The organism is Corynebacterium drakensteinense (assembly GCF_041224285.1).
Lineage (GTDB): Bacteria > Actinomycetota > Actinomycetes > Mycobacteriales > Mycobacteriaceae > Corynebacterium.
In genome coordinates, this window is record NZ_JAXOFP010000002.1 from 93056 (window position 1) to 117496 (window position 24441).

Consider the following 24441-nt stretch of genomic DNA (forward strand, 5'->3'; position numbering starts at 1 on the left):
CTCGTTACCGCCCCATAAACCGGAACTGGGAAATTACTGGGAAGTTTCCTGCTTTTCCAGCAGCGCCAGAATTTCGAAGTGATGCGTTCCTGGGAAGGCATTCACCAGGGTGAGTTTGTCGACGGTATAGCCATTGTCTACCCAGCTACGCAGATCACGTGCGCATGTGGCGGGATCGCACCCGATGTGCACAACCTTGCTCGGCCCGGCTTGTGCTACCTCATCCACCACGGCAGAACCAGCACCTTTCCGTGGTGGGTCAAGCACGACGACATCGGGAGTCTCCAAATCACCCACGGCTTTTTCCACCTGCTTTTTGTGCATCTGCACCGAAAGCTCGCGCAGTGCGGGCTGGGTTTTAGCGAGAGCCGCAGCAGAAGTATCAACGCTATGAATCGTGCTTGTCGACGGATCCTGCGGTTGTAATGCCCGGGCAATCGTAGGGATGAACAGGCCCACGCCGCCATAGAGATCCCAGCCAATACCGGCACCGGCCGTTGCGATTGACTGCAGCCACTCGCCAATAATCGCGCAATAGGCTTGCGGTGCCCTACTGTGTGCTTGCCAAAATGCAGTCACCGGAAACGTGAAAGTCTGACCGTCGACGGTTTCAGTAACCGTAGAGCTGCCTTCGAGGACTTTTTCCACTTTTTCTGTGCGCTTGCCGCGCCCAGATTTTCGGGATTCCACCACATGGCGGGTGCCGGTCGAATCCATCGCAACGATTAATTCAGCACCGGGGCGGAAGCTGCGCGCATCTGTGCCGACGATGCCGTCGGCAAGCCCGCTGACGAGCTGGCTACAGACTTGATCGGTAACCAACTCGTGGCTGTTTTTCTTGCGCAACCCAGCCCGGCCATTTTCATCGACACCGAAGCGAACGCGCGTGCGCCAACCGCGGGTCGGCTCGAGTTCTTTGATCGTGACCTCGGGCAACTCGTGTGGGGCGAACTTACCAATGCGTTGCAACTGGTCGTGAAACACCTCGCGCTTAAGTTGCGCTTCGTGCGCGGGATCCAAACTGGCGAAATCACAGCAGCCCGCGCCAGCGGCAACCGCCGGGCACCGTGACTGCGTGCGATAATGGCTCGGCTCAATGACTGACTCGACTTCAGCAGCAATGAAGGATTTCTTGTCTTTGGTGATCTGCGCCTGCACCCGGTCGCCTGGGTAGGTCGATCCCACAAAAACCACACGACCGTCGCTAGCAGTGCCGATGCCAACTCCGCCGTGCCCCATCCGTTCGATGGTCAGTTCAATGTTGGACACTACTATCGCTGTTCCTTTGAATTCTGCGCTGTGCTTGGTGCATTTTGCGCTTGTGTTGTCTGCTGGTCTTCTGCATCTGCTGCTGTGCCAGTGCTGGTGCCGTCGGCGATATTGCGCAGTGACTGTGAAGCCTCTGCGACGCCCGGAGATTGCTGCTGGCTTTGCGCTTGGCGTTGCTGCATCGCTTGTTGCACTTGCTGCATCAAGCTAGCTGGCATCGTCACCGGCAAAGAGTTTCCTGCCAAAATTGGTTGTTGGCCACGGTAGACAAACGTCCGGGCGATAACCTCGCGGGCGAGTTCTGCGAGTTTTTCTGCGCGGTCAGCCGGACCTGCCAATGTCACTCGCAACATCCACCGTGGTCTTTCTGCACCGATAACACGGGTGGTCGCTTGGTTATGCTCACTAACAACTTCTCTACCCCAGGGGCCGTGCTCGAAAGATACGTCGGCACCGCTTTGCTTCATCGTTGCGGCGATCTCCTCGGCAGCTTCGTCCCACTGCCCGGCCGACGACGGGGCGGCAAAGGCGATCGGGGTCATGCGTCCATAATGCGTGACAAGGTGCAGCATCTTCGGACCCTTTTCGCCCATCTCGACTTGTACCTGGGAATCCTTCGGGATCGCGATTTTCACCGAGCCAAGATCCAAGATGCCGGCAGAAAAATCGCCAAAGTCGAATTCATTGATATCGACGGTATCGCCGTCAAAAGGCCCCGTTTCCCCGGCGGCATCGTTCACACCGGAAGCGTTCGTCGCCGCCACTGGTTCGACGTGCTCAACTGACGGAACAGCTTCATCCTCCAGCGCTGAATTGTCTATAACAGACTGGTTTGCCTGTCGCGCCGCCTCCTGATCTGCAGTCTGTTCTTTCAGTGGGTCAGCGTTATTTTTCGCTGCTTTCTTTTTCTTAGAAAAACCCCATAAAGCCATGGTGAATATCATCCTTTCCCGTCGCGGTAGTCCCGCAGCGGAGTCATCAGCGATGGAATCGTCGTATGCGCAGATTGTCTGGTCTGTATTTCTAGCTACCTCTACGCTAATGCGTGCCCGTCGAACCGTATCCGCGCGCACCGCGCTCGGTGTCGTCGAGTTCTGCAACCTCGCTAAATTCCACCAATTCCACGCGCTGGATAAGTAATTGTGCGATACGCATGCCACGTGTAATCTCGATCGGCTCAGTCGGATCATGGTTTATCAGGCAGACTTTGATTTCGCCCCGGTATTGCGCGTCGATGGTGCCCGGGGTATTCACCACGCTCAGCCCAGATTTTGCGGCTAAGCCCGAACGTGGATGCACCAGCCCCACGGTACCTTCTGGCAACGCGATCGCGATGCCAGTGCCGACGAGAGCTCGCTGCCCAGGTTGCAGGGTCAGATTTTCGGTGGAGTGCAAATCCGCGCCAGCATCGCCGGGGTGCGCACGGTGCGGTAGCGGAATTTCGGGATCCAACCGTTTTATGCGTACCGGGCTAAAATCAGACAAGCTCATGTTCCACAGGTTACTCCCTGCCTGGCAGAACCGTCATGGTTGGGTTTGTTTTCACTCGTGGCATTAACATGGATTTCATGAGCGAGACTGCTAATTCAGCTGCATCTGCGAATTCCCCCGGTGATGAACCTACTTCCGGGGCCGAATATTCCCCAGAGGTGCTGTACCAAGAACGCCAATGGGTCCCGTGGCATTGGTGGCTTATCGCATTAGCAGCCGTGACCATAGGTACCGGCCAGTTGGCACTCAACCGCAACTTGTGGTGGTTCGCGGTGCCTTTTTTGGTGATCGCAGCGCTTGTCGCCTGGGTATTGATTCATTGGTCGGCAACTGTGATTCGCGTGGAACGCGATACCGACGGTACGCGCTGGCTGGTCGCGGGTTCGGCCCAATTGCCTGCCGACGTCGTCAGCCGGAGTTTAGCCGTCCCCAAAAGTGCGAAGCGCAATGCCATGGGCCCGCAACTCGATCCTGCTGCCTTTTTGGTCACCCATAGTTGGGTTCCGCACCTAGTGATGTTGGTGCTGGATGACGAGAATGACCCCACCCCATATTGGTTAGTGAGTTCGAAAAACCCACGTGCGTTACTAGAGGCATTCGTTCCAGAGCAGGCACAGCAGGCTTCCCGCCCGCTAGCCGACTAGCCCGGAGACGAACGCCTGAACACTGTTTGCGCCTTTAATAGCCTCTAAGCCCTGCAGGCTTCATTGTGGGCAGAGCGAGGTTACGCACAGTCGAGGCAGATTTTTTGGCCGTCTTCCTCGTGCGAGAACCGGTTTTTCCGTTGCACTAAGAAGCAGCTATCGCAGGTGAATTCGTCTGCCTGGCGTGGCACGACTGTGACATTGAGCTCTTCACCGGAGACATCGACTGTCGGTGGCTCGAAAGGCTCTACAATCTCCCCATCTTCATCCATGGGGTCGGAATCGTTCTCCGCTGCCTTGAGCCCCTCGAGCGAATCTGCTTCCAATTCGTCTTCTGGGCGAGTACGGGCTGCGTCGTAGTCTGTCGCCATTATCCACGTCCTATTGCGTAATTATTCTTGGAGTATGTGGGAGGGATACTAAGCTAAAATAATTACATTGTCATATTTGCTGATCAGACCCATTTTTCCGTGCTGTTTTTCAGTATGGTTTCTCTGCTGAGAGTTCTACCACTCGGAGACCGGTATTGCATCGAGAGCACCAGCAGCGCGCAATTTCGGTTCCATGGTTTCGACCAGGCCCGGCGCATAGGCAACCAGGACTTCACCAGCACTGCCTTCTGTAGCAAACTCCGGTGCATCGACCACTGCCCCGGCTTCTGTAGCAATCAACATTCCGGCAGCGTAATCCCATTTGTTTAACGCCGATTCATAAAACACGTCAACCTGCCCGCTGGCCACGCGGCATAGATCAAGCGCCGCAGAGCCCATGCGACGGATATCCCGAACGTGACCTAGCAGCGTCGGCAAAATTTCTGCTTGCCGAATCCGACGCTCACGCACATAAGAAAACCCGGTCGCTACCAGTGCTTGCGCTGGATCCCTGACGGGGTTCGCGTGCAGGATCTCTGCCTGACGCGAGCTGGTTGTGGCCGTCGCACCGCCACCGAGGTACGCCGAATAAAGCACATCTTGCTGCACGTTATATACTGCGCCAGCCACTGGGCTGCCGTTCCACACAGCTGCAACCGATACAGAATATTCTGGTATTCCATATAAGAAATTCACGGTGCCGTCGATGGGATCGATAATCCACTCGATTCCTGAGTCTCCGGCTTTACCTGCGCCCTCCTCTCCTACGACCGCATCGCGTGGCCGTAGTGTGGCGAGCTTATCGACGAGTGCTGTCTCCGTCGCCTTATCTACCGCTGTCACTGGATCTACCGCGCTACTTTTAGTCTCCACGGTGCTGGCGAGCGCTGTGGCTCCACCGATCTCACGCGATTGTTGGTTGATCACGGTGCCACCCAAGGATGCAAGTTCGCAGGCCACCGCGCGTAGCTCTTCCGGAGTAGCCTCCCCGTGATGTACGCGAAATTCCGAATAAGCAGAAAGTACGGATTCATGCTGAGTACTGCTGGAATTCATATCCATAGGCTACCTCTCGGGATGCTTGCGCCACAGTAAGGATCATCACTGTCAACAGCACCGGTCGACGCCCATCGTCAGCGGACAGCGAACCAATCGTCGCATGCCGCGGTGTGTAGGCTAATCTGTCATCCATGCACGAACAGCAACTTGGTTTTGGCATTGATATCGGCGGCTCTGGCACCAAAGGCGCCTTAGTAAATCTGCACACAGGCGAATTCGTTGGAGAACGGATCAAGTTCGAAACCCCGAAACCCGCAACTCCCGAGGCTGTCGCAGCGACCGCAGCTCGCATCGTCAAGCAAGCCGGGTGGGATGGCCCCGTCGGCATTACGCTTCCGGGCGTCGTTCGCGGTTCCACTATGTTGACGGCAGCCAATATCGACCCGTCGTGGCTGCACACAAACATCCACGAAGTTTTCGGTGCACACCTCGGTGATCGCCCCATCACCTTCCTTAACGACGCCGATGCCGCCGGGTTGGCGGAGGTTGCCTACGGGAACCCCCAAGCCAAATCCGGTGCGGTGATTTTCTTGACGCTGGGCACCGGCATCGGTTCGGCATTTTTGGTGGAAGGAAAGCTGTTTCCGAATACAGAGCTCGGACACCTCTTTGTCGATGGCGAAGAAGCTGAAAAGCTCGCTTCCTCCGGGGTCAAAAAATCCCTCGGCTTGAGTTACCAAGAATGGGCTCCGCGCTTAGAAAAAGTTCTCAGCGAATACGAGCGCCTATTCAACCCCACAGCATTCGTTATCGGCGGCGGAATCTCTCGCAAATCAGCTCGTTGGCTGCCGTTGTTGCACTTAGCAACACCGATCATCCCTGCGACCTTGTTAAATCGCGCGGGAATCGTCGGGGCTGCTTTAGCTGCTCGGGAGCCGGATTACATCGCCGACTAGCCCAAAACCCCTGGGCACATACCCAATCGAACACAAAGCAGTCAGCGTCCGTTATACTGGGCGCTCATTCCAAACAATTTGCCTGCTGAATATTGTGACCACCCCATGTTTCTACATCTGAGCACCAGCTCGAATGTGTGACATGTCAGTCACGTCTGCAGCCACAACTCGCTGCGTACATAGGTAGGCTTGTTCAATGATGTCAGTACAATCCGGCGAAAGGGCGTACGTGTCAGCCACTGAATCTTCCGATCAGCCTCTCGGCAAGAGCGCACCAAGCTCTGCGCGCACGCGGGGCGCGAAGACGGTATCCAGGAAGTCAAACAGCAAGTCGGCGTCGAAGGCTGCACAGGCTAAAACTTCGAAGGCTTCGCAGACTAGCGTGTCTATCGAGCCCGAGGAAATTCCTGCTGCTACCTCACCGGCAGCCGATCCTTTGTTGGACGAGCCAGATGACGCCGACGTGGAGCCAGATCTTGACGACGCAGATGCCTTCGAGGACGAAGCGCTGGACGAACCCGATGCTGCGGAGCCTGAGCTCGGTGAAGAAGACGACGAAGATGCGGGCAATTCCGTCTGGGATGAGGACGAGTCCGCTGCCTTAAGGCAAGCCCGCAAAGATGCCGAGCTCACTGCATCTGCAGACTCGGTGCGCGCTTATCTGAAGCAAATTGGTAAGGTCGCGCTGCTAAACGCGGAACAAGAAGTCTCGCTTGCCGAACGCATTGAAGCAGGCCTTTACGCGCAATTCCGCATCGAAGAAATGTCGAAAGCGCTCGAGGCCGGCGATAAGCAAGCGAAACTTTCCCCCGCTCTCAAGCGTGACTTACGCTCGATTGCCCGCGATGGCCGCAAGGCAAAAAATCACTTGCTGGAAGCCAACCTTCGCTTGGTGGTATCACTCGCTAAACGCTATACGGGCCGAGGCATGGCCTTTTTGGACCTCATTCAAGAAGGAAACTTGGGCCTGATCCGTGCAGTCGAAAAGTTTGACTACACCAAGGGCTATAAGTTCTCCACCTATGCCACGTGGTGGATTCGTCAGGCCATTACCCGAGCCATGGCTGATCAAGCACGTACGATTCGCATTCCGGTGCACATGGTCGAGGTCATCAACAAACTTGGCCGGATTCAGCGTGAGCTCCTGCAGGATCTTGGACGCGAACCAACCCCACAGGAATTGGCAAAGGAAATGGACATCACCGAAGAAAAGGTGATGGAAATCCAGCAGTATGCTCGGGAACCAATTTCTTTGGATCAGACGATCGGCGATGAAGGCGATAGCCAACTCGGTGATTTCATTGAGGATTCCGAGGCGGTCATTGCAGTCGATGCAGTCTCGTTCACACTGTTGCAAGACCAACTGCAAGATGTTCTCACCACCCTCTCGGAGCGCGAAGCTGGCGTGGTTCGTCTCCGCTTCGGCCTGACCGACGGCATGCCGAGGACTTTGGATGAAATTGGGCAAGTCTATGGTGTGACCCGCGAACGCATCCGGCAGATTGAGTCGAAGACGATGTCGAAGTTGCGACACCCTTCGCGTTCCCAGGTGCTGCGCGACTACCTCGACTAAATCAAGTTGTTCTGACGGCCCACCTCACCACCTCGTCGTCAGTAGCCAAGGTCAGTCCCCTCAATATCCTCAGCCCCTCAGTACCCTGCGAAACAGAAAATCCTCACCGAGCTGCATGCCCGGTGAGGATTTGTTTTTGCACTAAGTGCGGTTTAGTTATCGCTTTGTTCTATGCTGTCGGTAATGCACTGTTCGATAGCGGCTTCGTCGTCGCCATGTTGTTCAACACAATCGAGCACCCCGGATTCATTCAAGAACGAGACGCCAATCATTAGAATGACGACACCGACGATCACCGACAAGATTGAGGTCACTAAGCCGACGACGGACATGACCGTGCGGCGGTTTTCCGGGCGACGCTTCTTGCCCACGACCAAGCTGACGATCGCGAGAATAATGCCGATAACGCCCAACAGCGATCCCAAAAGAATTAAGGATCCCACTAGCGAGAGAATACCGATACCCAAAGCCCATGGCGCAACTGGGTTCTTTGATTCTTGTTGGGCTTCGAAACCGCCAAATTGCGGGGCTTCATACCCGCCCGCATAGTAGGCATTGTCAGCAGATTGGTACGCAGCCGGCTGGTTTTCTGCTGGCTGTGACTGATCAGCAGAAAAATTATAGCCGCCGGAGTCATATCCTCCGTCGGCATTCGCAGCGCCTTTTCCTTCTGTAAATCCACCTTCGCCGGAATAGTCGCCGTACTGGTTAAAATCGTCACCGGAGTGCTGAGAATCTTTTGGGTTAGACATATCGGTCGTTGTCCCTTCATGCATAGATGCTCTGAACTATATTTATCTTACCCTGTATGCTGCAGCGCGCGCAGGGGCATCCCGGCCGTATTGACCGTAGAATACCGGCAAATACCGACAGAAATTTCGGCCTGCCGGAACGCTTGAGGCACACTACCATTGGCGCAAATATTCAATGCGTTCTTTCAATTGCTGGGCATTGCACAATGCTGTCGGCGGGCCGCCACAGGCTTTACGCACCTCATTATGAATCGCTCCATGCGGTCGCGAGGTGTGCTCAGCCCGAACTGCTACCAAAGTATTCAGTTTCTTCCGTAGTTTCGGAATCTCTACTGCCGCTAACTCATCAGCTTCGTTGTCGGTTGAGTTCGCAGCTGCAGAGCCACCGGTCACAGAAGAAGTCGCCTGCCCGTTCTCGGGTTCCAATAAGCCGTTTTTCAACTTATGCTGGCGTTCCAATTCAGCTTGTCTGCGGGCTTTTTCTTCAGCTTCGCGGGCGTCAAGTTGTTCAGCTTGACGCTTGCGCAACAATGCCCTGACTTGCTCTTGATCCAGCAAACCCGGTAGCCCGAGAAAATCAGCCTCGTCGTCAGAACCGCTCAGCGCTCCCGTCCCAAACGTGGATCCGTCGTAAATCAAGGAGTCAAGTTCGGCCGAGGCTCCTACGGACTCATACGATTTTTCGTCGGTCTTCTCATTTTTCTCTTTATTAGCTTCGGCGACGGCTTCTTCATCCCAGGCTTCTTCGCGGTGCGGTTTACCGATGACATGGTCGCGCGAAGTCTCCAATTTCTCCGCCAGATCCAACAACGTCGGCACCGAGGGCAGAAAGACACTGGCAGTCTCTCCCGGCATTCGAGAGCGAACAAAACGCCCAATAGCTTGGGCGAAAAACAATGGGGTGGACGCAGACGTGGCATATACCCCCACGGCCAGCCGCGGGACGTCAACGCCTTCCGAAACCATGCGTACCGCCACCATCCACTCGTCGGTGGATTCAGAAAAAGCGTTGATACGTTCGGACGAACCAGGTTCATCGGAGAGAATCACCGACACCGGCGTCGAAGAAATCTTTTCCAAAATTTTGGCGTACGCACGTGCAGTGGTGGTATCCGTAGCGATGACCAAGCCACCTGCGTCAGGCATATTGGTCCGGATTTGCTCCAGGCGGGTGTGCGCAGCCTGCAACACGGCAGGGATCCATTCGCCTTTCGGGTCCAAGGCAGTCCGCCAAGCACGCGCGGTTTCTTCCGCGCTCAAAGGCGTTCCCAAGCGCGCAGAAATTTCCTCGCCCGCGCTAGTGCGCCAGGTGGCCTCACCCGAATAGGCCAGAAAAACCACCGGGCGCACAACTCCGTCGGCAAGCGCATCGCCATAGTCATAGGTGTGGTCGGCTTGGGAAATCTCGTGGCCTTCCCCGTCTTCTTCATAGCGGACGAAGGGAATATACGAGTTATCGGAACGAAACGGAGTACCCGTCAGCGCTAAGCGATATTCCGCTGTGTCATAGGCTTCGCGGACTCCATCACCCCAGCTTTTCGCATCACCTGCATGGTGAATCTCATCGAGAATAACCAGGGTGCGTTTCGTGGAGGCCAGAGCATGGTGCTTCGTTGGGTGCATGCCGACCTGCGCATAGGTGACAACTATTCCGTCGTAGGCGTGGTTGATCGCTGCAGAGTTTGTGAAATGGTCGTCCAACGACACCCCGACCCGGCGCGCGGCAGCTGCCCACTGTCGTTTCAGGTGTTCAGTGGGTACGACAACGATAATGCGGTCGACAGAGTAATCTTCCAAAAGCTCGGTGGCGACCCGAATGGCAAAGGTGGTTTTACCCGCACCCGGGGTTGCCACCGCCATGAAATCGCGGGGGCGCGTCGTCAAGAACTTGTGCAAGGCAGCCTGCTGCCACGCGCGCAGGCTGGAATTATTGTTAAAGCTACGAGATCTCGCCACTCACTACCACCATTACTTCTTGCGCAGGCCGGAATAGATTTCCTGGCATTTTGGGCATACCGGAGAACCTGGTTTCGCTTGTTTGCGCACCGGGAATTTTTCTCCGCATAGGGCAACAATCATCTTGCCACTGACTGCAGAAGCTACAATCTGATTCTTTTTTACGTAGTGGAAAAACTTCGGGGTGTCGTCGTCGGTCCCGGTTTGATCGCGGGTTTCTGGGCGCTCGAGGGTTTGGGTTGATGTGCTCGTCATGGCCATCCATTTTGCCGTATTCGTAGGATTTTGGGTAGCCAGCCTCTAGGGTGGAGTTTATGACTTACGGAAGCTCACGTGGCACCCGGAGACCAGATTCGCAACGTCGCTCTGTCTGGCAGCGCTTCCGTAATCGCTCCCATCGCGAAAAACCTGTTCTGATCACCACTGCGCGGATCACGCGTTCGCAGGATCGCAAGAAGCGTGAATGGTGGTATGCGTTCTTACAGTTTTTGCGTGTTCCGCTCACTTTAGCTTGCGTGGGCATGTATTTGGCCTGGGACTGGGTGCTCATTCCAGTTATTTTGGCGTCGCTGACCTTTCCCCTGCCGTGGATTGCCGTAATGATCGCCAATATGGAGGGCACCCCGAAAGATAAGCGCCAACCACGGATGTATAAGCCTGCGATCGCGCGTCAGGCCGATCGCAACACTATGCAACAAATAGATACCTCCGGAGCAGGCCAGCATGCTGGACAGGCACAACAGGCGCTGCCACCAGGAATTATTGATGCAACACCGCACGATTCCGCTGCTGAATCCGACGATTAGCCTCGACGGGGTGCGCCGGGTGCGCATGCTTAGCTGACACGCCCGCATGCCGAGGGCAACGAGGTGAAACCGGTGCTTTCCGACGCTGTTCTGGTCACTCGATGCTGCTCTGCTTGAACGGCACTGTCCTGCTTGAACGGCACGCTCCTCCTTGACAAAGCCCAGCACTATGCAGGGCACTACAATGAAAAGCGATGAGCACGCATCCACATTCCACTGATCCAGCATCCAAAAATTCGACGGACCCAAATGCCGCAGGCTTGAACGCCGCAGGCCTGAACTCCGCGATGTCGAATCCCGCAGACCTCAATCCCGCAACACCAAATCCTGCCGAGAAAATTGGCGAGGCAGCCAGCGAGTTAATCGCGCATTTTGCCGCCGTGGGGTTTGACTCCGCAGGTTTGAGCGCACACCTCGGGCCGGAATACCTTTCTGCCCTGCACCGTGGTGATCCCGGAGCACTGCGTTTTCGCACCCAACACGGAAAAGAATTAGATCAACTGATCCAAGCATTTATTCTCCGCGATCCGGTAGAAAAGAACGAGTTTTTCCAGTTGCTTGGCGACGAATTAGCCGCCAAAGTCATCGACGCCAATATTGCGGTGCATCACGGCCCGGCGATAGTGCGCGTCGTCATTGATGTCCGGCCGCATATCATTAATGGAAAATCGCGCTGGGTCTTTTCTGATCCCGACGCCGCCATGGTGCGGCAAGATGCCGCCGAAGATCATGTCCCCGGCGTCGGTGCCGCGTCATTATCGCTGCTGCAGTTCTGCCCCACTACCCCGGTTGATTCGGTGCTCGATTTAGGCACTGGCTCGGGTGTGCAGATTTTGGGTCAAGCCGGGTCAGCACAAAAGATTACGGGTACGGATGTCTCGACTCGCGCTCTGGCGCTTGCCGATGCCACAGTGCGCGGCGCAAACATCGCCGACGATGTCACACTGTTAGCTGGTTCATGGTTTTCTCCGGTAGCCGGACAGCGCTTCGACCGCATCGTTGCCAACCCACCGTTTGTGGTGGGCTCGCAAGAAATTGCGCACACCTACCGCGATTCCGGCTTGGACTTAGATGGTGCGAGTGAGCTCGTGATCTCGGAAGCACCCAGTTACCTCGCACCGGGCGGCGCAGCGTATCTATTGGCTTCATGGGTGCACGTTGACGGCCAACCTTGGCAACATCGTGTTGCGAGTTGGCTGCCGAGCCGTGGTGTTGCAGCGTGGGTCTTGCAGCGGGATTTTGCTGATCCGGCCCATTACGTCAGCACGTGGCTGCGCGATGAAGCAATTGATCCACGCTCGCATGAGGCGAGTGAGCGCTTCGCGCAGTGGCTGCAGCACTTTTCCACGCACGATGTCACCGCAATCGGATTCGGCTACGTCGCAATCCAAGATATCGGCGACCAGCCATCAGAAATCATCGCTGAAGAAATTCCCCAGGCATTTGACGACCGGCTTGCCGACGAAGTCGAAGAATACTTCCAGCGTGCAGCTTGGCTACGGGAGCAATCGAAATCCGACATCGCAAGCTCCCGGTTTCAATTGCGCCCGCAGCTCGCGCGCGAGATCGTTGAGGTTCCCGACGCGGCTGCTGGCATGGGCTTTAGCCCACGGGTCTACCGGCTTACTCGCATGGATGGCCCCCGGTGGTCGCATGAAGTCGACGAGCATGTCGCTGCGATCGTTGCCGGTTTACACCCCGACGGATTGCCGTTGGAAGAAGTCGTTGCCATGTATGCCTTGGGCCATGGGCTTAGCGACGACGAATTGCTCGACGAAGCAATTGGGGTAATTGTCGACCTAGTCCGACATGGAATGGTTCTTCCCGCTGAGCTTGTCGACGCCGAGGCACTCGGCGACGCTGACGCGGGTGCCGACGCAGACAATGAGTCCTAGGAGGCAGAGCAGATGAAAGCAGTTTTAACGCGTGTTTCGTCAGCCAGCGTCGCAGTCGATGGTGACGTCGTCGGCAAGATTGTTGCACCGGAGACCGGGGGCATCCTCGCACTCGTTGGCGTAAGCGTGAATGATGCCGACGATGCTGCAGCATGGCAGAAGATGGCGAAAAAGATTGCTGAGTTGCGCATTTTAGATGGTGAAAAATCCGTGACTGATTTAGACGCCCCAGTATTGGTGGTGAGCCAATTCACCCTTTACGGGCAGACCGCGAAAGGTCGACGCCCGTCGTGGTCGCAAGCAGCGCCGGCCGAAATCGCGGAGCCGATCATCAACTCAATCGTCGAGGACTTACGCGGGCGCGGATTAGAGGTTGCGACCGGGCGCTTCGGAGCAATGATGGAAGTCTCGTCGGTAAACCAGGGACCGTTCACCGTGCTGGTAGAGACGTAAAAACTGTGCCATGCCCGTATGCGCGTACAGGTAAGTATTGAGTTAAAGATTGGTAACGCCTTATACCGGAAATTGTTACCCCTGCGACCTTAATCACCCCCGATTATCACCCCTGCCATGACACAGGGAACAATCACGGGCAACGAGCCGTTATTAGCTATGTAAACGGCAACTTGAGGAGGCCATCACAGTGACTACCGCTCCCGTGCAAGAATTCGACGAAGAAGAGCAGGATCGCGGCTCCCGTCGTGGCCATACCAACGACAATCCTAGTGCGGATTTGGTTCGTGTTTATCTCAACGGCATCGGTAAGACCGATCTTTTGACCGCCGATGATGAGATCGAATTAGCCCAACAAATTGAGGTCGGACTCTACGCTCAACATCTGCTGAACGATCCCGAGCAGCACTTGACTCGCGCCAAAAAGCGTGACCTGAAGATTTTGGCGAAGCAAGGTAAAAAGGCTCGCTCTCACCTGCTGGAAGCAAACCTGCGACTCGTAGTGTCGTTGGCGAAGCGTTATACCGGCCGTGGGATGCCACTGCTGGATCTGATCCAAGAAGGCAACTTGGGCCTAATTCGCGCCATGGAAAAATTCGATTATGACAAAGGCTTTAAGTTCTCCACGTATGCGACGTGGTGGATTCGCCAAGCAATTACCCGTGGCATGGCAGATCAATCTCGCACCATTCGCCTACCGGTGCACTTGGTGGAGCAAGTCAATAAGCTTTCTCGCATCAAGCGCGAAATGTATCAGTCACTAGGCCGTGAAGCGACAAACGAAGAGCTGTCCGAAGAATCCGGCATTCCGGAGGACAAAATCGAGATGCTGCTGCACCAGTCACGCGATCCAGTCTCTTTGGACATGCCGGTGGGTGCAGATGAGGAAGCTCCGCTCGGAGATTTCATCGAAGATGCAGAAGCGACCGACGCAGAATCGGCCGTTGTCGCCTCGTTGCGCCATTCAGACATCCGCGATGTCATCGGTACGCTCGAACAGCGCGAACAAGACGTCATTCGTTTGCGCTATGGCTTAGATGATGGTGTGCCTCGCACACTCGACCAGATTGGCCGCCGTTTTGAGCTGTCCCGTGAGCGCGTGCGCCAGATTGAGCGTGAAGTGATGGCAAAGCTTCGCGATGGCCACCGAGCTGATCGACTGCGCGAATATGCGTTATAGGCACGATGTATTAGCTCCTTAGCGGAGTACAGGAGGTCTGGTAGTTCCGTACCAGGCCTTCATTTTGCGCTAGAATGATTCACAGGCATTAGACGAATAACAGGAAGGTTTCCCAGAGTGAGGGACTTAGTCGATACGACAGAGATGTACCTGCGTACCATCTATGAGCTTGAAGAAGAAGGCATCACCCCACTTCGCGCTCGTATCGCGGAGCGTTTAGAACAATCTGGCCCGACGGTCTCCCAGACTGTTGCCCGCATGGAGCGTGACGGGCTACTACACGTGCGCCCAGATCGCAGCTTAGATTTGACCGCTCGCGGCCGCGAATTAGCCACCAAAGTGATGCGCAAGCACCGCTTGGCCGAACTTCTGCTGACCGAAGTCCTCGGCGTTGATATCCACGATGTGCACGACGAAGCATGCCGCTGGGAGCACGTCATGAGCGATAACGTGGAGCGTCGCGTGACCTCCATCGTGAAAGACTGCACCCGTTCGCCATTTGGTAACCCAGTTCCAGCATTAGATGAACTGGGTGTCGATGCCCCCTCGGTACCTAAGGTTGCGCGTGCGATTGATCTTCCAGAAGAAGAAGAAATCGAAGGTACCGTTGCCCAGATCAACGAGATCTTGCAGGTCGAAGGTGACCGCCTGCGTGAGCTCACCGAAGCTGGAATCGTCGTCGGTGCTACCGTCAACGTCGTCAACTACGGTCACTCGGTTATTTTGACCGCCGGCGATGGCCCAAAGGTCGTGTTGAACGAGACGCTTGGACACGCGGTCCGTATCGCAACCAAGTAAGCGCGTGCAGCGCGGCCTACGCGCTGCCAGTACTAATTCACGGGAGCAAATTTAGTATGCATGTGCTGGTCACTGGTGGTGCTGGATACGTCGGAAGCGTATGCAGCGCGGTACTGCTCGAAGCTGGCCACGAGGTCACGATTATCGATGATTTTTCCACCGGAAATCGTTTCGCGGTACCAGCCGGGGCCCGCCTCGTCGAAGGCGAATTAACACAAGTGATCGACGAGACACTGGCACAGTACAGCGTCGATGCGGTGGTGCACTGCGCCGCCCGCAGCCTCGTTGGGGAATCCGTTACATCCCCTGAGCTTTATTGGCATGGCAATGTCGTCACATCGCTTCGTTTATTAGACGCCATGCGCACCCACGGTGTGAATAATCTTGTTTTTTCGTCAACAGCCGCAACCTACGGCGAGCCGAAGACAGTGCCGATTCTCGAATCGGCACCAACAGCTCCTACCAATCCTTACGGAGCTAGCAAGCTCTCCATCGATCACATGATCAGTTCTTATGCCACAGCGCATGGGCTGGCCGCGACCTCACTGCGTTATTTCAACGTCGCTGGTGCTTACGGGAGCATTGGGGAAAACCGGGCAATCGAAACCCACCTGATTCCACTAATCCTGCAGGTGGCGTTGGGCCACCGCGAAAAAATCATGATTTTCGGCGATGATTATCCCACTGCCGATGGCACTGCCGTGCGTGACTATATTCACGTCCGCGATTTGGCTGCAGCACATCTGTTGGCACTGGAATCCAACAGCTCAGGTAACCACAGAATCTATAACCTCGGCTCAGGCGACGGTTATTCCGTCAAACAAGTCATCGCGCAAGTACGCGAGACCACCGGACACCCCATCCCTGCCGAGCTTGCGCCGCGTCGTAGCGGAGACCCAGCCACGTTGATTGCCTCCTCCGCTAAGATCACGGCCGAACTTGGGTGGGAACCGCAACGTACCGACCTTGCCACCATCGTCCGCGACGCCTGGGAGTTTACCCGGCATTTGGGCTCTCGTGCCCATTCTCATCACGGATCGCACGCTTAATAGCAGCCAAGGCTGAATCATGGGCGCCCGCGCTGACTGCCGCAAACAATAATTGACTCATGCGGTGATCGGGATCTTCATGCAACGCCACCGTGAGCGCTTGGCTAGCTTGCAGCACTTTGTCACGCTCAAGAAAAACTATTGCGAGCACAGCTAACGCATTGATTCGTGGCAGTCCGCTAAAACTGCGCACAACGGCGATCAACAATTCTTGCGCAGATTCAGCATGACGCACCATCACTTCCATGACCTCGTCACGGCTCGCAGTAGTTGCCATCCACAGTCCCGCCGCTTCTACGATATCGGTTTCTTTCAGTAGCTCTGCGGCGCACAAACCTGACGCTTCGATTCCGGCTAGCAACGGCGCAGCCTCTTCTTGCGCAGATTTTTCCCGCGAGTCCAGTTGCGTTGCAGTACGCAGAACTCGCTGTGTGCGACTAGCGCATTCCTCATCGCGTTGCTCATCTTTGTCACCCAGCAGGTACGCGAATGCCTCATCGCGAGTCAGACTCGGCAGTTCATTCCTTTTACTCCAGGGACGCATCGCCGGTGAGCCGAGCACTGAGGCAACCTGCCCGCTGCGCCAGATTTCCGGAGTGCCCGCGTCGTCAAGAATCTGGCTGCCGAACAGCAATTGATAATTCGCTCCTTGACGGGTTTCTTCGACTAACCAACACCCCATGAGGCTGATCTCGTCGACAAGCCAAGCGTGTCGCAGAGCATGCCACCACGGCAATTGTTCCAGCAGGTAGCCACTATCGGAGGCGAGGCCAGCGCCTAGTTGCGTGGTGACGACAAAGCCCACGTGGAACGAACACTCCGCGTTGTCCAGGTACCGGGTTATTTCTGCGAACGGCAGCTCATCTGATAAATCGACACGAACCGTGGGACCGATATATGCGCTGCCATCATCGCGCGAATAATAGCCTTGCACGATCAGGGATTCTTCCGGATAGAACCCTAAGAGCCCCGGCAGGTTGGCAATGAGTTCATCCGGCGTGGATGCATGCGGCGCTGTTCCCGTGGATTCGTCGGTGCGGCCTTGTGCGGTCGCGTTCTGTGGTCTTTTCCTATGCTGTTGGCTCATGGCTGCCAGTATCGACCCCGTGCCTGCTCGCTACCAGGCGATGAGCGTCGATAAGCGTTTTTCTGTGGATAACTCAAGTTATCCACAGGCTTTCTCAAATCTAGCTTGCACCAGCACTGCGGGAATAGACACACCACTTCAGCTGTTGTACACCGTAGAAACGCTTCCCCAGCGACGCAGGTGCTGTGCTCAACAACGTGTCATGGAAACGAGTCAATGAAACATGTCATCGGGGTGCAATCGGCGATAGAATGCAATGAGGAGGTACGCCTATGTACGACGAAGCACGTGAGATTTATGAACTGGAATATCCGGCGCCCGATGTGGGGACGAATTCCGACGATGGGCTAACCCTCGTGGTGGCATTAAACGGATACGCTGATGCCGGCATGGCAGTAGAAAACGCGGCTGATCACCTCGTTTCAGCACTTGATCATCGCCCGGTCGCCACGTTTAATTCCGATGAGCTCATCGACTATCGTTCGCGGCGCCCGGCGGTCACCATCGCTAATAACCAACCAGTCGAGATCGAAGATACCGAAATTGATATCAAGGCCTTACGCGATAGCCAAGGAAGGCCGTTTTTGTTGCTGTCTGGGCCAGAACCGGACCTGCGTTGGAATTCTTTTACCGAAGCTGTCGCTGACCTCGCAGATAAGCTCGACGTACAGCAGACAATTTGTCTTTATGCGGCACCGATGACTGTTCCGCACACGCGGCCGATGACGATCTCCGGGCACGGCCACTCACCGAAGTTGATTGATCGTCTGGTTTCCTGGGATCAAAAATTGATGGTGCCTGGCTCTGCGGCACTTTTTCTCGAACGAGCACTGCACAAGCGCGGGCGCCACGTCGCCGGATACACCGCTCACGTGCCCCACTATCTGGCATCATCACCGTATCCGCTAGCAACCTATAACCTGTTGCGGTCGGTGGCAAGCGTCAGTGGGCTGGATTTCCCTTTGGGCAGTCTGGACCACGATATTCAGCGTGTTAATCACCAATTAGAAGAACAGGTCGAACAGGCGGATGAGGTCCAGTCACTGGTTGCAGGGTTAGAGGAGCAATTCGACGAGGGATTGGAGCGGTATCGCGAGAAAAATCCTCAGGCGATTTTACCCGGCGAGCAGAACATGCCCACCGGCGAAGAGATCGGTGCCTCGTTCGAACGGTTCCTCGACTCTCTAGATAACGACTCTCGCGACGACGACAGCGAGTAATGTTTCGCTGATCGACTATCGACTACGGTGGTGAGTGTGAATCTCAACGACGTAGTGCCAGATTTGTCAGAAGTGCCTTCCTCCTTATTGGAAGAATCCATATGGGAGTCATTTCTGCGATGGACCCGTGAGAAAAATATCTCGCTGTACCCAGCCCAGGAAGAAGCGAGCCTTGCCGCCTTGACCGGTGATAACGTGATCTTGTCGACGCCCACCGGTTCCGGCAAGACCATGGTGGCCACGGCGGCGCACTTTTTCTGTCTCGCCGAAGGCAAACGCTCGTTTTATACCGCACCAATTAAAGCACTGGTCAGCGAAAAGTTTTTTGCACTCTGTGGAGTCTTTGGGCCCGAAAACGTCGGCATGATGACGGGAGATGCCACCGTCAACGGCAACGCCCCCATCATCGCTGCCACCGCGGAAATCGTCGCGAATATTGCGCTGCGCGACGGCAAAAATGCCTGCATAGACCAAGTCGTGATGGACGAATTCCATTTCTACTCCGAACCCGACCGCGGGTGGGCGTGGCAGGTACCGCTTCTGGAATTGCCGCAGGCGCAGTTCATTTTGATGTCCGCCACGCTGGGCAACGTCGACTGGTTGCGCGAAGATCTCAGCCAGCGCACTGGGCGCAACACCACGCTAGTTTCTGGTGCTACTCGCCCGGTCCCGTTGTCGTTTAGCTACGAGTTCATCGCCGTGGAAGAGATGATCAACAATCTCGTCGAAGACAACAAAGCACCGATCTATGTCGTCCATTTCTCGCAGCGCAAAGCCACCGAACAAGCGCAATCACTGACCGGCACCTCATTTTTGAACGCCGAAGAAAAACAACGCATCGTCGACGAAATCGGGAACTTCCGCTTCAGCACTACCTTCGGCAAGCAGCTGTCGAAAATGGTACGCCGCGGGATCGGGCTACACCATGCCGGTATGCTGCCAAAATATCGCCGGTTGATCGAAAAACTGGCACAAACCGGTTTGCTGAAAGTCATTTGCGGGACGGACACACTCGGAGTGGGCATCAACATCCCCATCCGCACTGTGTTAATGACCGGCCTGGCAAAATTCGATGGTCGGCGCGAGCGCATTGTGAAATCCCGCGAATTCCACCAAATTGCTGGTCGCGCCGGTCGCGCCGGTTATGACACCGAAGGCACCGTCGTCGTGCTTGCGCCAGAGTTTGAGATCGAGAACGCTAAGATGCGTCGGAAAGCCGGGGATGACCCGAAACGACTGAAGAAACTAAAAAAGAAGGCTCCGCGCGACGGCGAGGTCTCATGGTCGGAAAAAACCTATGAGCGTCTCATTGCTGCCGAACCAGAACCGCTGAGCAGCCAGTTCCACATGAGCAACGCGATGCTGTTGAACCTCATTGGCCGCCCAGGTGATCTCTATGAGCATGCCAAGCATCTGTTGCGCACCAACCACGACACCCACACCCAACAAAACCAATCGATTCTGGCAACAATCTCGCTATTTCGTGGGCTCCGGAATGCAGGTATCGTCGACAAACCGGACTCTCCGGATGGAATCGATGAGCAGGGGCGACGCTACCACCTCACTGAAGATTTACAGCGCGATTTTGCCCTGAACCAGCCGTTAGCTCCGTTCGCGTTGGCAGCAGTTGAGCTGTGGGATCGTGAATCACCAACGTATACCTTGGATGTGATTTCGACGTTCGAAGCGATCTTGGATGATCCGCGCCAACTCCTGCAGGCCCAGCAGTCTGCCGCGCGTGGTGACGAGATCAATGCGCTGAAAGCCGAAGGCGTTGATTACACCGAGCGGATGAAGATCATCGAGGAAATTACCTGGCCAATGCCGCGCCGCGAAGAACTCGATGAGGCTTTTGAAACCTACTGCCAGGGCCACCCGTGGGCACGGGAATTCGATATCTCGCCGAAATCTGTAGTACGCGACATGTTGGAAAATTCCATGACGTTTTCCGACCTTATCGCCACTTATGGCCTCGCTCGTTCAGAGGGCGTGGTGTTGCGTTACCTCACCGACGCCTGGCGTACTCTGAGCCATTCGGTGCCCGCCGAAGCCAAAACCGACGAGCTTTCCGACGTCATCGTGTGGCTCGGCGAATTGATTCAACAGGTGGACTCCTCGCTTGTCGACGAATGGGCGACGATGACCGATGACGACGCTCCGGTTTCACAAGAGCGCGTGGATCAAGAACTCGCTTTCGGCGTCGATGATCCAACCGCATTGAGTGCGAACCCACGGGCGTTGAAGATCATGGTGCGCAACTACATGTTCCGCCTAGTGCAGTTGTTCGCACTCGAACAGGAAGAACGCTTGGAGCAGTTGCTGGATTATTTGGATGACTACCCCGATGTCAGCGACGCATTGGATGATTATTTCGATGCCTACACCGACTTAGACACCGGCCCAGATGCACGCGGCCCAGAATTTTTCCACCTGGATGCTTCGGCACGCTCACGTCTGTGGCCAGTGCGCCAGATTATTAAGGACCCTGAGGGCAACAACGATTTCCAATTCGTCGCTGTCGTCGACCTGGACGCCAGCGACGAGGCCGGGGAAGTGCGACTGCGCCAACTACGCATCGATCGCTAGCGCAGCGGGTCGAACGGATCCAGGATCGGGTCGGTAACTCCGGTAGCGATCTGTTGCGCGAGCAATTTACCGGAAATCGGGCCAAGCACCACACCCCACATACCATGGCCGCCGCAAGCATAGACGTTCGGCACTTGGGTGCGCCCGATAAGCGGTAGCCCGTCCGGCGTCACGGGTCGCGAGCCTACCCACTCGTCTTCGATGTCATTCCAGTCAATGCCATTAAACATCGGGGCTGTGACATTGATGATGGATTCGATGCGTCGGGGCTGAAATGGTTCGTCGGGACCACGAAATTCCATGGTTCCGGCCAATTGGAATCTCCCGCGGCTTGGTGCGGGAGTACATGCCACGCGCATCTCCGGCAGATAGATCGGGTATTTGGCTTCGGTATCTGTCCGTACGGTGAAAGAATAGCCGCGGCCTGCCTGCACACTAGTGCGCACACCCAACGATCGTGCCAGGTCTGGCAGCCAGGCACCGGTGGCGATGACCACCACATCAGCAGACTTCGACTCACCGGTGGACAGGCGAACTACTGGTTTGCGGGTGGACTGCACGTGGGTGACTTCCGCTCCCGTCGTGATCTTCCCACCACGGGAGGTCACAGCCTGCGCGATAGCGTGGCAAAAGACCTGTGGTTCGATGTAGCGCTGCCCGCCGAGCTTATAAAAGGTTTGTACTCGTTCGGACAACATCGGCGCATACCGCAAGGCTTCCTCGCGAGTGATTTCATCAAAAGGGACATTTTGGCCGTGACGAGCCGCGCCTTCTATTTCTTCGATCACATCGGCGACCGCGCTCTCGTTCTGAAACGCAGTGATAAACGGTACATCATGGGCTACGGCGTCGACGCCACCGTCGATAAGCTCGTCGTAGGCGCCCAAAGCGGCTTTGTCGATGGGGGTCAGCGCGGCCATGGTTTTATCCCACGACCGTTGATTCGCCCGGGCCATGAACTGGGCAACGAAGGACCACAATTTGGGATCGATCCGCGGGGGTACGCTAAGCGCTGCGTCTTTATCGAACAGCGCGGTCGGACCGTAACCCCACAAGCCGGAATTAGCCAGTGGGATGGTTTTACCGGGAGCCAACCAGCCAGCGTTACCCCAGGATGCGCCAGCGGCGACGCCAACTTTGTCGATGATTTCTACATCGTAATCGCGTTCTTGGAGATACCAGGCTGTCGACAACCCAGTCATGCCTGCGCCAACCACGATTGCTTTCGTCATGAGTTCCCCTCCACGGGTATTGATAGCTACGTACTAAATTATTAGATAAACTGATAGTTATGTCTAATAAGGAGTTTAGCCCGACACTGTCACAGCTACGCACTTTTGCGACCGTTGCGGAGAATCGCCACTTTGGCACCGCAGCTACGAAGTTGGGCATCTCCCAGCCATCATTATCACAGGCGTTGGTCACCCTTGAGCAAGGCTTGGGTGTACAGCTGATCGAACGCTCAACTCGTAAAGTCATCGTGACTGCCGCTGGTGAGCAACTTCTCCCCTATGCGCTGGCGACGCTGCAGGCCGCAGAACTTTTCGTCACCGAATCCCGTGGCTCTGCGGGCACGTTGGACGGCCCGTTAACTCTTGGAATCATCCCCACTGTCGCGCCCTATATTTTGCCCGACGTCTTACGTACCACAGCTGCAGAATATCCGAATTTAACTTTGCGCATCGTGGAAGAGCAGACGAATCACTTAGTGCAACAACTACGTGATGGGCAGATCGACGTCGCGATGATAGCCCTGCCCGCCAAGGTTTCGGCGCTGGTAGAAAAGCCCTTATATACCGAAAAAATGGCCGTAGTTGTCGATGACAAGCACGAATTAGCTAATCGCCATGACCTCAGTTTGGATGCCTTGCACGATGTCGAATTACTGTTGCTTGACGACGGCCACTGCCTGCGCGACCAGGTGCTTGAGCTGTGCCGGCGGATAGATCGGCAGCCACCATCACAGAATTCGTGGGTCACGCGTGCAGCATCACTGACCACGATCATGCAATTGGTCGTCGCCCGCTTCGGAGCTACTTTAGTTCCGGAATCCGCGCTGGACGCAGAATGCCGCAAGCCCGGACTGTCAGTGTCTCATTTTTCCACTGATGTGCAAGCAGATCGCACAATCGGGTTGGTTTACCGGGCCTCAAGCTCTCGCGGTGATGACTATGAAGCCCTGGGGGCGGTCTTACAACGCGCCCACGAAGCCGCACTCGAGCGCGCAACCGATTTCCGGGCGCGCAACTGATTTTTGCTCAGGCAACTGGAAGCACCGGCTGCCTGGAATGCTTAGTAGGATTCATGCCCCACTGCTTGTCGGAACATGTGCGCCATCATCAGGCAATAAGCCGGCATAATCACGATGATGCCTAACGACAGGGTGATGACCACGAAGATAGTCATTGCGATATTGGCAACGATGATGAAAAGCAGAAGTCTGCCGAAGTTACTCCACCCGATCTTCCAGCCAGCGCGGAAGCTTGCGCTGAATCCGAATTGACCGCTGGCGGCTGCCCATTGCATAAACGCACTGACGATGGACCACACGAGCATCGCTACTGCGCCTACGAGCATGAGTACTAATTCCGAGGCACCAATCGAAGTTTCGTCGGTGACAGCATCGCCAAAGCCTCGGCTCACCGGGAACAGCGTGACGAGGTACAGGATTGTGCTGACGATTCCGGTGCACAGCATAACCCCGATCGCACGAAGGACAGGCGTGTCTTTCCACAGGTGCCCCCACCCCGTGTTTGGGTCGTCGACCTGGAAAAGTGCAAGACGATAAAGATACGGGGCTAATACTAAGGTTGCCAGCATGATGATCAAGGTGAACACCGTGCTCGCTGCGTCACCGGTGGCATTAGCGCCCGCGGCGGGTTCTTCCGGATTATCAAAGACTCCACTGCTAGCAAGGATCGCGAAATTGGCAGCAGCGGCGCCAATGATTGCAAGGAAGATGATAAGCCCGATCAGCAACCACAGTTTGGCGTTTTTGAAGGTTGTCGAAAAGCCCCATGAAACTGCCTGGAGCACATCAATTTTGCCGGCTGGGCCAGCCTGGGCAGCAGACGCACCGGTAGCGTTGGCTCCTGCTGCGTGTGCGCCGTCATCGGCGCTCCCGGCATAGGCTCCGTATGCTGCTTGTTCCGCACCGGCGTAACCGAAATCTGTCCGGTCTTCCGGGTGATTGCTTGGCGGATAATAGGGTTTATCTTCGTTATCGCCATCGTGTGGAGGGTTTGTTCCGTCATGTGGAGGATTAGTCATGACCGGCACCTACCTTTCTCTGTCCTCTATTTGCACTCTTTCGCCGTATCCGTTTTCGCCGTATCCGTTGTGCGCTGTCCGTAGTC

Annotated in this window: 23 protein-coding genes; 12 read left to right on the forward strand and 11 right to left on the reverse strand. The window is 55.8% G+C overall.

What is annotated here, in order from left to right:
• Positions 1-33 precede the first annotated feature (33 nt).
• The 3 genes from U1140_RS01845 to dut all read right to left on the reverse strand — a co-directional run bounded on the left by U1140_RS01845 (position 34) and on the right by dut (position 2760).
• Entirely contained in the window at positions 34-1269 is a 1236-nt protein-coding gene (locus U1140_RS01845; RefSeq protein ID WP_369845745.1) for a class I SAM-dependent RNA methyltransferase, read from the reverse strand.
• Positions 1270-1271: 2 nt separating this feature from the next.
• The gene (locus U1140_RS01850) at positions 1272-2201 is read right to left on the reverse strand and encodes a DUF3710 domain-containing protein (protein WP_369845746.1); all 930 of its coding nucleotides are present in this window, start codon (positions 2199-2201) and stop codon (positions 1272-1274) included.
• 106 nt (positions 2202-2307) lie between these two features.
• Positions 2308-2760, reverse strand: coding sequence for a dUTP diphosphatase (gene dut, locus U1140_RS01855; RefSeq protein WP_369845747.1), 453 nt, complete (start codon positions 2758-2760; stop codon positions 2308-2310).
• 77 nt (positions 2761-2837) lie between these two features.
• On the opposite strand from dut, the gene U1140_RS01860 reads away from it, so the two are divergent.
• Positions 2838-3404, forward strand: a complete 567-nt coding sequence (locus U1140_RS01860) for a DUF3093 domain-containing protein (protein ID WP_369845748.1) — start codon at positions 2838-2840, stop codon at positions 3402-3404.
• Between the two features lie 80 nt (positions 3405-3484).
• On the opposite strand, the gene U1140_RS01865 is transcribed toward U1140_RS01860, so the two are convergent.
• Together U1140_RS01865 and U1140_RS01870 are read right to left on the reverse strand one after the other, a co-directional pair.
• Positions 3485-3775: a DUF4193 domain-containing protein gene (locus U1140_RS01865; protein WP_369845749.1), complete on the reverse strand. Its 291-nt coding sequence runs from the start codon at positions 3773-3775 to the stop codon at positions 3485-3487.
• Between the two features lie 135 nt (positions 3776-3910).
• Positions 3911-4831, reverse strand: coding sequence for an inositol monophosphatase family protein (locus U1140_RS01870; RefSeq protein ID WP_369845750.1), 921 nt, complete (start codon positions 4829-4831; stop codon positions 3911-3913).
• 134 nt (positions 4832-4965) lie between these two features.
• On the opposite strand from U1140_RS01870, the gene ppgK reads away from it, so the two are divergent.
• Entirely contained in the window at positions 4966-5730 is a 765-nt protein-coding gene (gene ppgK, locus U1140_RS01875; protein ID WP_369845752.1) for a polyphosphate--glucose phosphotransferase, read from the forward strand.
• Positions 5731-5959: 229 nt separating this feature from the next.
• Positions 5960-7303 (forward strand): RNA polymerase sigma factor, encoded by a 1344-nt coding sequence (locus U1140_RS01880; protein WP_369845753.1) that lies wholly within the window; start codon positions 5960-5962, stop codon positions 7301-7303.
• Between the two features lie 152 nt (positions 7304-7455).
• On the opposite strand, the gene U1140_RS01885 is transcribed toward U1140_RS01880, so the two are convergent.
• From U1140_RS01885 to U1140_RS01895, 3 genes are all read right to left on the reverse strand, one after another.
• The gene (locus U1140_RS01885; RefSeq protein ID WP_369845754.1) at positions 7456-8055 is read right to left on the reverse strand and encodes a hypothetical protein; all 600 of its coding nucleotides are present in this window, start codon (positions 8053-8055) and stop codon (positions 7456-7458) included.
• 153 nt (positions 8056-8208) lie between these two features.
• The gene (locus tag U1140_RS01890) at positions 8209-10011 is read right to left on the reverse strand and encodes a DEAD/DEAH box helicase (protein ID WP_369845755.1); all 1803 of its coding nucleotides are present in this window, start codon (positions 10009-10011) and stop codon (positions 8209-8211) included.
• A 12-nt stretch (positions 10012-10023) separates the two neighbouring features.
• The gene (locus tag U1140_RS01895) at positions 10024-10266 is read right to left on the reverse strand and encodes a DUF3039 domain-containing protein (RefSeq protein WP_369845756.1); all 243 of its coding nucleotides are present in this window, start codon (positions 10264-10266) and stop codon (positions 10024-10026) included.
• Between the two features lie 59 nt (positions 10267-10325).
• On the opposite strand from U1140_RS01895, the gene U1140_RS01900 reads away from it, so the two are divergent.
• From U1140_RS01900 to galE, 6 genes are all read left to right on the forward strand, one after another.
• Positions 10326-10817: a DUF3099 domain-containing protein gene (locus U1140_RS01900; RefSeq protein ID WP_369845757.1), complete on the forward strand. Its 492-nt coding sequence runs from the start codon at positions 10326-10328 to the stop codon at positions 10815-10817.
• 287 nt (positions 10818-11104) lie between these two features.
• Positions 11105-12712 carry a DUF7782 domain-containing protein gene (locus U1140_RS01905; protein ID WP_369845898.1) on the forward strand — a complete coding sequence of 536 codons (1608 nt, stop codon included), beginning with the start codon at positions 11105-11107 and terminating at the stop codon, positions 12710-12712.
• A gap of 12 nt (positions 12713-12724) precedes the next feature.
• Positions 12725-13165 (forward strand): D-aminoacyl-tRNA deacylase, encoded by a 441-nt coding sequence (dtd, locus tag U1140_RS01910; RefSeq protein WP_369845758.1) that lies wholly within the window; start codon positions 12725-12727, stop codon positions 13163-13165.
• 190 nt (positions 13166-13355) lie between these two features.
• Positions 13356-14345: a sigma-70 family RNA polymerase sigma factor gene (locus tag U1140_RS01915; RefSeq protein ID WP_369845759.1), complete on the forward strand. Its 990-nt coding sequence runs from the start codon at positions 13356-13358 to the stop codon at positions 14343-14345.
• 117 nt (positions 14346-14462) lie between these two features.
• Positions 14463-15143 (forward strand): metal-dependent transcriptional regulator, encoded by a 681-nt coding sequence (locus tag U1140_RS01920; protein WP_369845760.1) that lies wholly within the window; start codon positions 14463-14465, stop codon positions 15141-15143.
• Positions 15144-15199: 56 nt separating this feature from the next.
• Positions 15200-16192 (forward strand): UDP-glucose 4-epimerase GalE, encoded by a 993-nt coding sequence (galE, locus tag U1140_RS01925; RefSeq protein ID WP_369845761.1) that lies wholly within the window; start codon positions 15200-15202, stop codon positions 16190-16192.
• Here galE and U1140_RS01930 read toward each other — a convergent pair.
• The gene (locus U1140_RS01930) at positions 16140-17279 is read right to left on the reverse strand and encodes a DUF4192 domain-containing protein (RefSeq protein WP_369845762.1); all 1140 of its coding nucleotides are present in this window, start codon (positions 17277-17279) and stop codon (positions 16140-16142) included. The genes galE and U1140_RS01930 overlap by 53 nt on opposite strands.
• Positions 17280-17551: 272 nt before the next feature.
• Here U1140_RS01930 and U1140_RS01935 point away from each other — a divergent pair, with 272 nt between their 5' ends.
• The gene (locus U1140_RS01935; protein ID WP_369845763.1) at positions 17552-18499 is read left to right on the forward strand and encodes a PAC2 family protein; all 948 of its coding nucleotides are present in this window, start codon (positions 17552-17554) and stop codon (positions 18497-18499) included.
• A 36-nt stretch (positions 18500-18535) separates the two neighbouring features.
• Entirely contained in the window at positions 18536-21085 is a 2550-nt protein-coding gene (locus U1140_RS01940; protein ID WP_369845764.1) for a DEAD/DEAH box helicase, read from the forward strand.
• On the opposite strand, the gene U1140_RS01945 is transcribed toward U1140_RS01940, so the two are convergent.
• A complete protein-coding gene (locus U1140_RS01945; protein ID WP_369845765.1) occupies positions 21082-22317 on the reverse strand; it encodes an NAD(P)/FAD-dependent oxidoreductase in 1236 nt (411 codons plus the stop codon). The two genes, U1140_RS01940 and U1140_RS01945, sit on opposite strands and share 4 nt — an antisense overlap.
• A gap of 59 nt (positions 22318-22376) precedes the next feature.
• Between U1140_RS01945 and U1140_RS01950 the strand changes: the two genes are divergently transcribed.
• Positions 22377-23336 carry a hydrogen peroxide-inducible genes activator gene (locus U1140_RS01950; RefSeq protein ID WP_369845766.1) on the forward strand — a complete coding sequence of 320 codons (960 nt, stop codon included), beginning with the start codon at positions 22377-22379 and terminating at the stop codon, positions 23334-23336.
• 41 nt (positions 23337-23377) lie between these two features.
• On the opposite strand, the gene U1140_RS01955 is transcribed toward U1140_RS01950, so the two are convergent.
• A complete protein-coding gene (locus U1140_RS01955; protein WP_369845767.1) occupies positions 23378-24355 on the reverse strand; it encodes a hypothetical protein in 978 nt (325 codons plus the stop codon).
• Positions 24356-24441: the final 86 nt, after the last annotated feature.

Coding starts and splice junctions, on each gene's coding strand:
- U1140_RS01895 (WP_369845756.1), bottom strand. CDS start 10,266: ATGACGAGCACATCAACCCAAACCCTCGAGCGCCCAGAAACCCGCGAT.
- U1140_RS01945 (WP_369845765.1), bottom strand. CDS start 22,317: ATGACGAAAGCAATCGTGGTTGGCGCAGGCATGACTGGGTTGTCGACA.
- dut (WP_369845747.1), bottom strand. CDS start 2,760: ATGAGCTTGTCTGATTTTAGCCCGGTACGCATAAAACGGTTGGATCCC.
- U1140_RS01870 (WP_369845750.1), bottom strand. CDS start 4,831: ATGAATTCCAGCAGTACTCAGCATGAATCCGTACTTTCTGCTTATTCG.
- U1140_RS01905 (WP_369845898.1), top strand. CDS start 11,105: ATGTCGAATCCCGCAGACCTCAATCCCGCAACACCAAATCCTGCCGAG.
- U1140_RS01950 (WP_369845766.1), top strand. CDS start 22,377: ATGTCTAATAAGGAGTTTAGCCCGACACTGTCACAGCTACGCACTTTT.
- U1140_RS01935 (WP_369845763.1), top strand. CDS start 17,552: ATGTACGACGAAGCACGTGAGATTTATGAACTGGAATATCCGGCGCCC.
- U1140_RS01885 (WP_369845754.1), bottom strand. CDS start 8,055: ATGTCTAACCCAAAAGATTCTCAGCACTCCGGTGACGATTTTAACCAG.
- U1140_RS01930 (WP_369845762.1), bottom strand. CDS start 17,279: ATGAGCCAACAGCATAGGAAAAGACCACAGAACGCGACCGCACAAGGC.
- U1140_RS01850 (WP_369845746.1), bottom strand. CDS start 2,201: ATGGCTTTATGGGGTTTTTCTAAGAAAAAGAAAGCAGCGAAAAATAAC.
- dtd (WP_369845758.1), top strand. CDS start 12,725: ATGAAAGCAGTTTTAACGCGTGTTTCGTCAGCCAGCGTCGCAGTCGAT.
- U1140_RS01860 (WP_369845748.1), top strand. CDS start 2,838: ATGAGCGAGACTGCTAATTCAGCTGCATCTGCGAATTCCCCCGGTGAT.
- U1140_RS01900 (WP_369845757.1), top strand. CDS start 10,326: ATGACTTACGGAAGCTCACGTGGCACCCGGAGACCAGATTCGCAACGT.
- U1140_RS01865 (WP_369845749.1), bottom strand. CDS start 3,775: ATGGCGACAGACTACGACGCAGCCCGTACTCGCCCAGAAGACGAATTG.
- galE (WP_369845761.1), top strand. CDS start 15,200: ATGCATGTGCTGGTCACTGGTGGTGCTGGATACGTCGGAAGCGTATGC.
- U1140_RS01955 (WP_369845767.1), bottom strand. CDS start 24,355: ATGACTAATCCTCCACATGACGGAACAAACCCTCCACACGATGGCGAT.
- ppgK (WP_369845752.1), top strand. CDS start 4,966: ATGCACGAACAGCAACTTGGTTTTGGCATTGATATCGGCGGCTCTGGC.